Genomic DNA, 13223 nt, shown 5'->3' with positions numbered 1-13223 from the left:
GCCGCCTGGGAGCCCGCGATGCGGGCGGCGCTGGACGAGGCGCGCGCCGCACTCGCCACCGGCGACGTCCCGATCGGCGCGGTCGTCCTCGACCCGGCTGGTGCGCCGGTGTCGCGGGGTCGCAACGTGCGCGAGGCCGACCACGACCCGACCGGGCACGCCGAGGTGGTCGCGCTCCGCGCCGCCGCGCGCGACCACGGTGAGTGGCGGCTCGAGGGGCACACGCTCGTCGTCACCCTCGAGCCCTGCACCATGTGCGCCGGTGCGGCCGTGCTGAGCCGCGTCGAGCGCGTGGTCTTCGGCGCCTGGGACCCCAAGGCCGGGGCGGTCGGCAGCCTGTGGGACGTGGTCCGCGACCGCCGGCTCAACCACCGTCCCGAGGTCGTCGCCGGGGTCCTCGCCGAGGAGTCGACCGCGCTGCTCGAGGGCTTCTTCGCCCGGCAGCGCTGAAAGAGCAGTCAGCCCTCGCTCGCCTGGGTCTCGCCCGCGTGCTCGGTGCCGGGCTCGCCCTCCTCGGCGGTCTCCGGCGGGCCCTCGGTGCGGGTCTCGGGCTCCTCGATGGCGGTCATGATCGCGGCGATCTCGCGCTGGTCGGCCGCCGACGGGTAGCCCCAGCCGGGCTCGTAGTCGTAGACCTCGTCGAGCAGCCGGCCGTCCGAGAGCGTGTCCAGGAGCTCGACCGAGCCCGGACCGATGAGTGCCGGGTGCTCGACGCCGCAGGTCTCGGCGACCTTGAGCAGGTCGCGGCGCAGGGTCCGCACGTAGTTCGCAACCCGGTCGGACTTCTCGACCGGGTCCAGGCCCCGCGCGAGCCACTTGTTCTGGGTGGCGACACCGGTGGGGCACTCGCCGGTGTGGCACTTCTGCGCCTGCACGCAGCCGACCGCGAGCATCGCCTCACGGGCGACGTTGACCAGGTCGGCGCCGAGGGCGAAGGCCACGACCGCGTTGTCGGGCAGGCCGAGCTTGCCCGAGCCGATGAAGGTGACGTCCTCGTGCAGGCCGCGACGGGCGAACGCGGCGTACACCCGCGAGAAGCCGAGCCGGAACGGCAGCGACACCGCGTCGGTGAAGATCAGCGGCGAGGCGCCCGTGCCGCCCTCGCCGCCGTCGATCGTCACGAAGTCCACGCCCCGCTCGTGGTCGGCGGCCATCGCCTCGGTGAGGTCCTCCCAGAAGGACAGGTCGCCCACGGCCGACTTGATGCCGACCGGCAGCCCGGTCTCCGCGGCGAGCATCTCGACGAAGTCGAGCAGCGAGTCCACGTCGTCGAACTCCGCATGCCGCGACGGGCTCAGGCAGTCCACGCCCTCGGGTACGCCGCGCGTCTCGGCGATCTCCGCCGACACCTTCGGCCCCGCAGCACGCCGCCGAGGCCGGGCTTGGCGCCCTGGCTGAGCTTGATCTCGAGCGCCCGGATCGGGGCGCTCTCGACGAGCTCCTTCAGCCTGGGCAGGCTGAACCGGCCCTCCTCGTCCCGGCAGCCGAAGTAGGCCGTGCCGATCTGGAAGACCAGGTCCGCGCCGTTGCGGTGGTAGCGCGAGACCGCGCCCTCGCCGGTGTTGTGCAGGCAGTGCGGCCTCGGCCGCACCGCGGTTGATCGCCTCGATCGCGTTGCCCGACAGGGACCCGAAGCTCATGCCGGAGACGTTGACGACCGACGCCGGGCGGAAGGCGTGCCGCCGCCCGCGCGGCCCGCCGAGGACCTTGGCGGAGGGCAGCCGCGCCTCCTGCCCGACCGCGCCGTGGGTCGGGTGGGCGCGAGCGAAGGTGCGGTGGTGCACGATCACGTTGCCGGAGCCGTGCTCGAGGTCGTTGTCGGTGCCGAAGCCGAAGTAGTTGTTCTGGAGCTTCGCCGACGCGTAGACCCAGCGCCGCTGGTCCCGGCTGAAGGGCCGCTCCTCGTCGTTGCTCGCGACGATGTACTGCCGCAGCTCGGGCCCGATCGACTCCAGCCAGTGGCGGGCGTGGCCGATCACCGGGAAGTTGCGCAGGATCGCGTGCCGCTTCTGCAGCAGGTCATGGGCCGCGACGGCGCCGAGCGCGGCGGCAGGCAGGGCGGCGACGAGTCCCTTCTTCACACGGGGACGTACCCGTTCAGCCCGGAAGTCAGCCGAGCGTGGACGCCCTCGCCACCAGCTCCGGCGTGAACAGCACCTGCCGGTGGGTGTGGTCGGCATTGGCGGCCTCGTCGAGCACCAGCTCCGCCGCCGTACGGCCGAGCTCCTGGCGCGGCTGGCGCACCGAGGTGAGCGGGACCGCGGCGGCGCCCGCGAAGTCGATGTCGTCGTAGCCGACGATCGCCAGCTCGGCGGGGACGGCGACCCCCGAGCCGATCGCCTGCTGGAGCAGGCCGAGCGCGACCAGGTCGTTCGCGCAGAACGCCGCCGTGGGACGTCGCCGCGCGGTCATGCCGGCCAGCCGCTGGCCGGCCTCGCGGCCCTCGGCCACCGTCAGGGCGGCCGTCGAGACCTGGACCAGGTCCTCCTTCGGGAGCCTGGCAGCGGCCCAGGCCTCGCGCGCACCCTGCCACCGGTCGCGGACCTGGCCGAGGTTCGCGGGTCCGCCGATGAACCCCACCCGGGTGTGGCCCCGGTCGACGAGGTGCTCGACCGCGAGCCGGCCGCCGAGCACGTCGTCGACCGCGACCGAGCAGAAGGACTGGTCCGACCGGGTGCGGTCGACCACGACCACCGGCGTACCCCGCCGCGCGACCTCCTCGAGCGAGGGTGACTCGGGGTCGACCGGGGTGACGAGGATGCCCTGCACCCGCTGCTGCTCGAGCAGCGCGAGGTGGCCGCGCTCGCGGTCGGCGGAGTTGCGGCTGTTGCAGAGCACCAGGGAGAGGTCGGCGCGCTCGGCGGCGGTGTCGATGCCGGCGGCGACGTCGGTGAAGAACGGGTTGCTGGCGTCGAGCATCACGTAGGCCAGCGTCCGGCTCGACCCGGCCCGCAGCTGGCGGGCGGACTCGTTGCGCACGAAGCCGAGCTCGGCCATCGCGGCCAGCACCCGCTCCCGCGTGTCGGGACTGACCCGGTCGGGGCGGTTGAGCACGTTCGAGACCGTGCCCAAAGACACGCCCGCCGCGGCGGCGACGTCCTTCACGGACACGCTCCGCGCCATGGCCCCTCCGTCCTCGTCCGACACCGGGATGAAACGATCAAGAGACAGGGTAGGGCCTCGCCGGACCGCCCGGTTGCGAATCCGTTACGAAGATATTCGGGCCAGATTTGGGCGAAGTCCTTGACGCGTGTGACGGCCCTCACCTACCTTGGCGGCATCCCGTTGAAACCTTTCAATCCGGTTTCGACCCGATCCAAGGAGCACCGATGCCCGGCACCGCACCCGAGGGGCGACTCGCCCTCGAGCTGCGCGACGTGGCGAAGTCGTTCGGGGCCGTCGCCGCGCTGCGCTCGGGCAGCCTCGCGGTCGCGCCCGGCTCGATCCACGCGCTCGTCGGAGAGAACGGCGCCGGCAAGTCGACCCTGGTGAAGATCGTCGCGGGCGTGCACCGCCGCGACTCCGGCGCCTTTCGCCTGCACGGCCAGGACGTCGACTTCGGCTCGACCGCCGACTCGAAGGCCGCGGGTGTCGCGGTGATCTACCAGGAGCCCACGCTCTTCCCGGACCTCTCGGTCACCGAGAACATCTTCATGGGCCGCCAGCCGCTCGGGCGGGGCCGCCGCATCGACCGGGCCGCGATGTACGCCGAGGCCGAGGGGCTCTTCGACCGTCTCGGCGTCGCGATCGACCCGCGCCGCCCGGCCCAGGGCCTCTCGATCGCCGACCAGCAGATCATCGAGATCGCCAAGGCGATCTCCCTCGACGCCAGCGTCCTCATCATGGACGAGCCCACCGCGGCGCTGTCCGGCGTCGAGGTCGAGCGGCTGTTCGCGGTCGCCCGCAGCCTCCGCGACGAGGGCCGCGCGCTGGTGTTCATCTCGCACCGCTTCGACGAGGTCTTCGAGCTCTGCGACACGGTCACCGTGATGCGCGACGGCGAGTACGTCTCCACCGACGCGATCGCCGACACCACCGTCGACCAGATCGTCGCCCGCATGGTCGGCCGCGAGGTCGCCGAGCTGTTCCCGAAGACCGCCGCCGAGATCGGCGATGTGGTCCTCGAGGTCGAGGGCCTCGGCTCGCTCGGCACCTTCCACGACGTCTCCTTCACCGTCCGCGCCGGCGAGATCGTCGGCCTGGCCGGGCTCGTCGGCGCCGGCCGCAGCGAGATCGCCCGCGCGGTCTTCGGCGTCGACGGGTACGACGAGGGCGCGGTGCGCCTGGCCGGCCGACCGGTCCCCGCCCGCAAGCCGCGCGCCGCGATCCGCGCCGGCATGGCCTTCGTCCCCGAGGACCGGCGCAAGCAGGGCCTGGTCACCGACGCGTCGGTCACCCGCAACGTCGCCGCGGTTATCCGCCGCGGCCTCACCCGCGCGGGCCTCCTCACCACCCGCGACGAGAACCGCGCCGCCGGCCCCTGGGCGAGCCGCCTCGAGGTGAAGACCAGCGCGCTCGACATGAACGCCGCGACGATGAGCGGCGGCAACCAGCAGAAGGTCGTCCTGGCCAAGTGGCTGGCCACCGAGCCGAGGCTGCTGATCATCGACGAGCCCACCCGCGGCATCGACGTCGGCACCAAGGCCGAGGTGCACCGCCTGCTGTCCGACCTCGCCGGCCAGGGCCTGGCGATCCTGATGATCTCCTCCGAGCTGCCCGAGGTCCTCGGCATGGCCGACCGCGTGCTCGTCGTCTGCGAGGGCCGGATCACCGCCGAGCTGTCCCGTGACGAGGCCACGCCGGAGCGGGTCATGCACGCCGCGACCGCGACCGTCCACCACACCGCCGTCACCGAGGAGGCCACGGCATGAGCGACGTCCTCCTCGTCGAGCCCAGCAAGGTCTCGCCGGCCAGGCGGATCGCCGGCGAGCTGCTCCGCTCCCGCGAGATCGCGGTCGGCGCCGTGCTCGTCCTCGTCGTCGCGCTGACGACGATCAAGAGCCCCGGCTTCCTGTTCAGCAGCGACGGCTGGCGCGACCTGCTGCTCACCCCGTCGCTGCTGCTGATCCTCGCGGTCGGCCAGACGGCGGTGATCATCACCCGCAACGTCGACCTGTCCGTCGGCTCGACGCTCGGCCTCACGGCGTACTTCACCGGGCGCCTGTTCATCGACCACCCGGGCATCCCGGTGTGGGCGGTGTTCCTCGCCGGCCTCCTCATGGGCGCGGTGCTCGGCCTGGTGAACGGCGTTCTCGTCGCGCTGTTCAAGGTGCCGGCGCTGGTGATCACCCTCGGCACGCTCTACATCTACCGCGGCATCTTCCTCAGCTGGGCAGGCAGCGACCGGATCAACGCGGGCGACATGCCCCAGGACTTCCTGTCGCTCGGCACGAAGACGATCCTCACGATCCCGGTCCTGACGATCATCGGCCTGGTCGTGCTGGCCGCGGTCGGCTACTACCTGCACACCGCCCGCGGCGGCCGCGAGCTCTACGCGATCGGCTCGGACCCGGACGCTTCCGTCCTCTACGGCCTGCCGGTCACCAAGCGGATCATCGGCGCCTTCGTGCTGTGCGGCGCGCTCGCCGGTCTCGCCGGCGTCGTGTACGCCGCCCGCTACGGCACCGTCAGCTCCGGTGCCGGCCTGGGCATGGAGCTCCAGGCCGTCGGTGCCGCGGTCATCGGCGGCGTCGCGATCTTCGGCGGCTCCGGCACGGTGTGGGGCGCGGCGATCGGCGCCTTCCTGCTGGTGACGATCAACCGCGCGCTCCCGGTCGTCGGCATCTCCGACTTCTGGCAGCGGGCCGTCGTCGGCGCGCTGATCATCGGCGCGATCGTGCTCGACCGTGTGCTCTCCGCCCGCCAGGACCGCCGCCTCGTGGCCGCCCGCGAAGAGATGAGGAGCACGCGATGACCACCGCCACCCTCGACCGCCCCGAGCGCCCCGAGGACAGCCGAGTGCGCACCTACCCGGCGTACTCGAAGGCGCTCTGGCGCCGGGTGCTGCTGACCCGCGAGTTCGCGGTGATCACCCTGCTCGTCGCGGTGATCTTCTACTCCAACGCCAACGTGCCGAACTTCGACGGCCCGCTGACGATGTACTACCTCTTCCTCGACATCGCGCCGATCCTGCTGATCGCGCTGCCGATGACGCTGATCATCGTCACCGGCGAGATCGACCTCTCGGTCGCGAGCGTGGTCGGCCTGTCCAGCGCGCTGGTCGGACTCCTCCACGCGGAGGCCGGGCTGTCGATCCCGGTCGCGGGGCTGATCGCGATCGCGGTCGGCGCCGTGTGCGGGGCGTTCAACGGCTTCCTGGTGGCCTACGTCGGTCTCCCGTCGCTCGCGGTCACGATCGGCACGCTGGCGCTCTACCGCGGCATCGCGCAAGGCCTGCTCGGGACCAAGGCGATCACCGACTTCCCCGACACGTGGACCGACCTGGCCAAGGAGCGGATCGTCGAGGGCTCGTCGTACCCGATGATCCTGATCCCCTTCGTCGTGCTGGCCCTGGTGTTCGTGTGGCTGCTGCACTTCTCGACCTTCGGCCGCGGTGTCTACGAGATCGGGCTCAACGACGAGGCGGCGCACTTCAGCGGCGTCGACGTCGAGCGCACCAAGTTCTGGCTGTTCGTGATGGCCGGCGCGGTGTCCGCGTTCGCCGGCCTCTACTTCACGCTCCGCTTCGGCAGCGCCCGCGGTGACAACGCCAACGGCCTCGAGCTCCAGGTGATCGCGGCGGTCCTGCTCGGCGGCGTCTCGATCTTCGGCGGCCGCGGCGCCCTGCACGGCGTCGTCGCCGGCGTCGTCCTCATCGGCGTCATCTCCAGCGCCATGCGGCTGGAGGGCTACACGGTCAACGTCATCAACATCGTCATCGGAGCCCTGCTGGTGCTCTCGGTGATCTCCACGACCCTCCTCGGCTGGGGCCAGGCGCTCCTGTCCCGCCGCGGTCGAGGGTCCCAGCGCTCGGAAACCACCACCACAGAAAGCACCAACGAAAGGTGAGCACCATGAAGATCCGGAACCGGCGGGTTTCCGCCCTGGCTGCGGTGACCCTGGTCGCCAGCCTCGCCCTGACCGCGTGCGGCGGCAGCGACGACGAGGGCGGCTCCGACAGCTCCGGTGGCGGTGGTGGCGACACCACCGTGACCTTCCTGCCCAAGAACCTCGGCAACCCGTACTTCGACACCAGCAGCGCCGGTGGGAAGAAGGCCGTCGAGGAGTTCGGCGGCACCTTCGACGAGGTCGGCCCCGACACCGCGTCCCCGGACGCCCAGGTCCAGTTCATCAACACCGCGGCGCAGCAGGGCGTGAACGCGCTCGTCGTCTCGGCGAACGACCCCGAGGCGATCTGCGACGCGCTCGACGAGGCCCGTGGCGCCGGCACCAAGATCGTCACCTTCGACTCCGACACCAACCCGGAGTGCCGCGACCTGTTCATCAACCAGGCCACGTCCGAGGGCATCGCCCAGGCGCAGGTCGACCTGATCGCCGACCAGATCGGTGACTCCGGCGAGATCGCGATCCTGTCCGCCGCGGCCAACGCGACCAACCAGAACGCGTGGATCGAGATGATGGAGGCGGAGCTCGAGGCCAACCACCCCGACATCGAGCTCGTCGACACCGTCTACGGCGACGACGACGACCAGACCTCGTTCGACAAGACCGCGGCCCTGCTGCAGTCGCACCCGAACCTCAAGGGCATCATCTCGCCCACCACGGTCGGCATCGCCGCCGCGGCGCGCTACCTCTCGACCTCGGAGTACAAGGGCAAGGTCGCACTGACCGGCCTCGGCACCCCGAACCAGATGCGGGAGTACGTCAAGGACGGCACCGTCACCGCGTTCGCGCTGTGGAACCCCGAGGACCTGGGCTACCTCGCGGCGTACGCCGCCAAGGCGCTCGTCGACGGCGACATCACCGGCGAGGAGGGCGACACCTTCGAGGCCGGCGACCTCGGCGAGTTCACCGTCGACGCCGACGGCACCGTGCTCCTCGGCGACCCGTTCGTCTTCGACGAGTCCAACATCGACGACTTCGACTTCTGACGTACCGCTGCCGGCCGGCACCGGCGGTCGCACCGTCCCGGTGCCGGCCGGCAGCACCCCCAGCCCCACCCGCCACCGACTTCACCCAGGAAGGCCGGACCGATGCCGCGCGCCTGCTTCCAGCTCCAGGTCAAGCCCGATCGGATCGCTGAGTACAAGGAGCGGCACGCCGCGGTCTGGCCGGAGATGCTCCGCGCCCTCCACGAGACCGGATGGCACAACTACTCGCTCTTCCTCCGCACCGACGGACTGCTGATCGGCTACGTCGAGACGCCGACGTCGATCGCGGAGGCGCAGGCCGCGATGGCCCGCACCGAGGTCAACGGCCGCTGGCAGGCCGAGATGTCCGAGTTCTTCGAGGAGCTCGACGGCCTCGCCCCCGACGAGGGCTTCCTGCTCCTCGAGGAGGTCTTCCACCTCGAGGACCAGCTCGCCCCCGCAGACGACACGACGCACGAGAAGTGATGTGAGATGACCCAGAACACCAGGTTCAGCGAGATCGCTCCCCTCCTGGAGGGCCAGGCGATCGAGGTCCCGTCCTGGGCCTACGGCAACTCGGGCACCCGGTTCAAGGTCTTCGGGACCCCGGGCACCCCGCGCACGGTGCAGGAGAAGGTCGCCGACGCCGCGACCGTGCACCGCTTCACTGGCCTCGCGCCGACGGTCGCGCTCCACATCCCGTGGGACCTGGTCGACGACTACGCCGCGCTGCGTCGCTACGCCGAGGACCTCGGCATCGGGCTCGGCACGATCAACTCCAACACCTTCCAGGACGACGACTACAAGCTCGGCGCGCTGACCCACACCGACAAGCGGATCCGGCAGAAGGCGATCGACCACCACTTCGCCTGCATCGACGTCATGGACGCCACCGGCTCGCGCGACCTGAAGATCTGGCTCGCGGAGGGCACGAACTACCCGGGCCAGGGCGACCTGCGCGGCCGCCAGGACCGCCTGGCCGAGAGCCTGCAGACCATCTACGACCGGCTCTCGACCGAGCAGCGGCTGGTGCTGGAGTACAAGTTCTTCGAGCCGGCGTTCTACCACACCGACGTCCCGGACTGGGGTACGTCGTACGTCCAGGTGGCCGCCCTGGGCGAGCGGGCCGTGGTCTGTCTCGACACCGGCCACCACGCGCCGGGCACCAACATCGAGTTCATCGTCGCCCAGCTGATCCGGCTGGGGAAGCTCGGCTCGTTCGACTTCAACAGCCGTTTCTACGCCGACGACGACCTCATCGTCGGCGCGGCCGACCCGTTCCAGCTGTTCCGGATCCTCTTCGAGTGCATCCGCGGCGGCGCGTTCGGCCCCGACAGCGACGTGGCCTACATGCTCGACCAGTGCCACAACATCGAGAAGAAGATCCCCGGCCAGATCCGGTCGGTGCTCAACGTCCAGGAGATGACGGCCCGCGCGCTGCTCGTCGACCGGGACGCGCTCGCGCAGGCGCAGGAGGACGGCGACGTCCTGCTGGCCAACGAGATCTTCATGGACGCCTTCTACACCGACGTCCGCGCCGACCTCGCCACGTGGCGCGAGGGCCGGGGTCTGCCCGCGAACCCGATGCGGGCCTACCTCGAGAGCGGCTACCAGGAGCAGATCGAGGCGGACCGCGTGGGCGGTACGCAGGCAGGATGGAACTGAGCACATGAGCACGGCACAGGAGCTGATCACCCGGTCCAACCGACTGGGCTCGGACCCGAAGAACACCAACTACGCCGGGGGCAACACCTCGGCCAAGGGCACCGAGACCGACCCGGTCACCGGTGAGCCGGTCGAGCTCCTCTGGGTCAAGGGCTCGGGCGGCGACCTGGGCACGCTGACGGAGTCCGGTCTCGCCGTCCTCCGCCTCGACCGGATGCGCGCGCTCGTCGACGTCTATCCCGGCGTCGACCGCGAGGACGAGATGGTCGCGGCGTTCGACTACTGCCTGCACGGCAAGGGCGGCGCCGCGCCGTCGATCGACACCGCCATGCACGGCCTGGTGGACGCAGCGCACGTGGACCACCTCCACCCCGACAGCGGCATCGCGATCGCGACCGCGGCCGACGGCGAGGAGCTCACGCGGAAGATCTTCGGCGACAAGGTCGTGTGGGTGCCGTGGCGTCGCCCGGGCTTCCAGCTCGGCCTCGACATCGCGGCGATCAAGGAGCAGAACCCGCAGGCGGTCGGCTGCATCCTCGGCGGTCACGGCATCACCGCGTGGGGCGAGACCAGCGAGAAGTGCGAGAAGAACTCGCTCTGGATCATCCGGACCGCCGAGAAGTACATCAAGGCGAACTCGCGGAAGAACCCGTTCGGGGCCCGGGTGAAGAAGTGGGAGCCGCTGAGCCCGGCCAAGCGCCGCGCCCGCGCCGCCGAGCTCGCCCCGCTCCTGCGCGGCGTCGCCTCCCAGGACCGGCCCATGGTCGGCCACTTCACCGACGACAAGGTCGTGCTCGACTTCCTGGCCAGCCGCAACCACCCGCGCCTGGCCGAGCTCGGCACGTCCTGCCCGGACCACTTCCTGCGCACCAAGGTCAAGCCGATGGTCCTCGACCTCCCGGCCGACGCCCCGATCGAGAAGGTCAGGGCGCGCGTCGCCGAGATCCACGAGGCCTACCGCGCCGACTACGCCGCCTACTACGACCGCAACAAGGTCAAGGGCTCGCCCGCGATGCGCGGCGCCGACCCGCTGATCATCCTGGTGCCCGGGGTCGGCATGTTCTCCTACGGCGCGAACAAGCAGACCGCTCGCGTCGCCGGCGAGTTCTACATCAACGCGATCAACGTGATGCGCGGCGCCGAGGGGCTGTCGACGTACGCCCCGATCGACGAGGCGGAGAAGTTCCGCATCGAGTACTGGGCCCTCGAGGAGGCCAAGCTCCAGCGGATGCCGAAGCCCAAGCCGCTGGCCACCCGGGTCGCGCTGGTCACCGGCGCCGCGTCCGGCATCGGCCTGGCCACGGCGCGGAAGCTCGCGGCCGAGGGCGCCTGTGTCGTCATCGCGGACCTGTCGCTGGAGAAGGCGCAGGCGGCGGCCGCGGAGATCGGCTCGACCGATGTCGCCGTCGGCGTCCAGGTGGACGTGTCGGACGCGCGCGCCGTGCAGGCCATGGTGGACGCGGCCGTGCTCGCCTTCGGTGGCGTGGACCTCGTCGTCAACAACGCCGGCCTGTCGCTCTCGCGCTCGCTGCTCGACACCACCGAGCAGGACTGGGACCTCCAGCACGACGTGATGGCCAAGGGCTCCTTCCTCGTCGCGCAGGCGACGGCGAAGGCGATGATCGACCAGGGGATGGGCGGCGACATCGTCTACATCTCCTCGAAGAACTCGATCTTCGCCGGTCCCAACAACGTCGCGTACGGCGCCGCCAAGGCCGACCAGGCCCACCAGGTGCGGCTGCTGGCCGCCGAGCTCGGCGAGCACGGCATCAAGGTCAACGGCGTGAACCCCGACGGCGTCGTCCAGGGCTCCGGCATCTTCGCCAGCGGCTGGGGCGCGAACCGCGCCGCGGTCTACGGCGTGAAGGAGCAGGACCTCGGCAAGTTCTACGCGCAGCGCACGATCCTCAAGCGCGAGGTGCTGCCGGAGAACATCGCCAACGCGGTCTTCGTGCTCTGCTCGGCCGAGCTCAGCCACACCACCGGCCTGCACATCCCGGTCGACGCGGGCGTGGCGGCGGCGTTCCTGCGATGAGCCGCCATGTCTGAGCCCGTCCGCGTCGCGGCCGTCGACCTCGGGGCGACCAGCGGTCGGGTGATGGCCTGCCGGGTCGGCGCGCGGACGCTGCACCTCGAGGAGCTGCACCGCTTCCCGAACGGCGCCGTGCCCGTGCGCGGCTCGCTGTTCTGGGACGTGCTCGGCATCCACCGCGAGGTGCTGGCCGGCGTGCGCGAGGTCGCCCGAACCGGGCAATTGCACGGTATCGGCATCGACTCGTGGGCGGTCGACTACGGCCTCCTCGACGCGTCCGGGACGCTGCTGGGCAACCCGTACTCGCACCGGGACCGCCGCACCGACGGCGTACCCGCGCGGGTGCGGGAGGTCGTGCCCGACGCCGAGCTCTACGACGTCACCGGCCTCCAGGAGCTGCCGTTCAACACGGTCTACCAGCTGGTGGCCGACACGGGCCTCGACGCGGCCGCGACCATGCTGCTGCTCCCGGACCTGCTGACCTACTGGCTCACCGGCGAGGTGGGTGCCGAGCGGACCAACGCCTCGACCACCGGCCTCTACGACGTCCGCTCCCGGGAGTGGGCGACGGACCTGGCGAAGCGGCTGGGTCTCCCGGCCGCGGTGCTGCCGCCGCTGCGCGACCCCGGCTCGGTCGTCGGCCCGCTGCTCCCCGACGTGGGGGAGTACGTCGGCGTGGCCGGTGTCCCGGTCGTCGCGGTCGGCTCGCACGACACGGCCTCGGCGGTCGTCGGCGTCCCGGCCGTGCCGTCGGCGGGCGAGGAGAGCTACGCCTACATCTCCTCCGGCACCTGGTCGCTGGTCGGCCTCGAGCTCGAGACGCCGGTACTCAGCGACGAGGCGCGCACGGAGAACTTCACCAACGAGGGCGGCGTCGACGGCACCATCCGCTTCCTCAAGAACGTGATGGGCCTGTGGGTGCTCTCGGAGTCGGTGCGCACCTGGGCCGACCGCCGGCTGGCCGACGCGACGCTGCCCCGGCTCCTGGCCGGCGCGGCCGACGCGCCCCCGCTGCGGACGGTGGTCGACATCGACGACCCTCGGCTGCTCGCGCCCGGCGACATGCCGGCGCGCATCCAGGAGCTCGCCCGCGAGGCCGGCGAGCCCATCCCGCGCACGCCGATCGCGGTCACGCGCACGATCCTCGACAGCCTGGCGCTGGCCTACCGGCGCAACGTGCGGCGCGCGGCGACGCTCGCGCACCGCGACGTCGACGTCGTGCACGTCGTCGGCGGGGGCTCGCGGAACGAGCTGCTCTGTCAGCTCACAGCCGACGCCCTCGGCGTACCGGTGCTGGCGGGTCCGGCCGAGGCGGCAGCGCTGGGCAACGGCCTGGTGCAGGCCCGTGCGCTGTTCCAGAGCCAGGGGAGCGCCGCCCTGCCCGACCTGGCCGCGATGCGCGCGCTGATCCGCCGCACCCACGAGGTGCGCCGCTTCGAGCCGCGCTGCGGACTCGACTGGGATGCCGCGGCATCCCGGGTGGGATGATGGGGGAC

General features: G+C 71.5%; 11 protein-coding genes. 9 read left to right on the top strand and 2 right to left on the bottom strand.

The genetic code is table 11. The annotated features are described in order from the left end of the window. Positions 1-18: 18 nt before the first annotated feature. Entirely contained in the window at positions 19-450 is a 432-nt protein-coding gene (locus tag ACYQ0U_RS18105) for a nucleoside deaminase (RefSeq protein WP_459975294.1), read from the top strand. An 8-nt stretch (positions 451-458) separates the two neighbouring features. Here ACYQ0U_RS18105 and ACYQ0U_RS18100 read toward each other — a convergent pair whose 3' ends face one another. Both ACYQ0U_RS18100 and ACYQ0U_RS18095 read right to left on the bottom strand, forming a co-directional pair. Next, the gene (locus ACYQ0U_RS18100; protein WP_459975279.1) at positions 459-2081 is read right to left on the bottom strand and encodes a glutamate synthase-related protein; all 1623 of its coding nucleotides are present in this window, start codon (positions 2079-2081) and stop codon (positions 459-461) included. 28 nt (positions 2082-2109) lie between these two features. Further along, positions 2110-3123: a LacI family DNA-binding transcriptional regulator gene (locus ACYQ0U_RS18095; RefSeq protein WP_459975278.1), complete on the bottom strand. Its 1014-nt coding sequence runs from the start codon at positions 3121-3123 to the stop codon at positions 2110-2112. Positions 3124-3329: 206 nt separating this feature from the next. On the opposite strand from ACYQ0U_RS18095, the gene ACYQ0U_RS18090 reads away from it, so the two are divergent. From ACYQ0U_RS18090 to ACYQ0U_RS18055, 8 genes are all read left to right on the top strand, one after another. Next, positions 3330-4871, top strand: coding sequence for a sugar ABC transporter ATP-binding protein (locus tag ACYQ0U_RS18090; RefSeq protein ID WP_459975277.1), 1542 nt, complete (start codon positions 3330-3332; stop codon positions 4869-4871). Continuing rightward, entirely contained in the window at positions 4868-5914 is a 1047-nt protein-coding gene (locus ACYQ0U_RS18085; protein ID WP_459975276.1) for an ABC transporter permease, read from the top strand. The genes ACYQ0U_RS18090 and ACYQ0U_RS18085 overlap by 4 nt, the downstream gene beginning before the upstream one ends. Beyond that, the gene (locus tag ACYQ0U_RS18080) at positions 5911-7008 is read left to right on the top strand and encodes an ABC transporter permease (RefSeq protein WP_459975275.1); all 1098 of its coding nucleotides are present in this window, start codon (positions 5911-5913) and stop codon (positions 7006-7008) included. The genes ACYQ0U_RS18085 and ACYQ0U_RS18080 overlap by 4 nt, the downstream gene beginning before the upstream one ends. A gap of 5 nt (positions 7009-7013) precedes the next feature. After that, the gene (gene rhaS / locus ACYQ0U_RS18075; protein ID WP_459975274.1) at positions 7014-8051 is read left to right on the top strand and encodes a rhamnose ABC transporter substrate-binding protein; all 1038 of its coding nucleotides are present in this window, start codon (positions 7014-7016) and stop codon (positions 8049-8051) included. A gap of 102 nt (positions 8052-8153) precedes the next feature. Further along, positions 8154-8516, top strand: coding sequence for an L-rhamnose mutarotase (locus ACYQ0U_RS18070; RefSeq protein WP_459975273.1), 363 nt, complete (start codon positions 8154-8156; stop codon positions 8514-8516). A gap of 6 nt (positions 8517-8522) precedes the next feature. Continuing rightward, entirely contained in the window at positions 8523-9695 is a 1173-nt protein-coding gene (gene rhaI / locus ACYQ0U_RS18065) for an L-rhamnose isomerase (RefSeq protein ID WP_459975272.1), read from the top strand. 4 nt (positions 9696-9699) lie between these two features. Further along, entirely contained in the window at positions 9700-11730 is a 2031-nt protein-coding gene (locus tag ACYQ0U_RS18060) for a bifunctional aldolase/short-chain dehydrogenase (RefSeq protein ID WP_459975271.1), read from the top strand. Positions 11731-11736: 6 nt separating this feature from the next. Further along, complete coding sequence (locus ACYQ0U_RS18055) at positions 11737-13215, top strand: rhamnulokinase (protein ID WP_459975270.1); 1479 nt, start codon at positions 11737-11739, stop codon at positions 13213-13215. Positions 13216-13223: the final 8 nt, after the last annotated feature.

Source organism: Nocardioides pyridinolyticus (assembly GCF_054653575.1).
The sequence above is the reverse complement of the archived record's forward strand: the minus strand, read 5'-3'. Positions and strand labels throughout refer to the sequence as shown.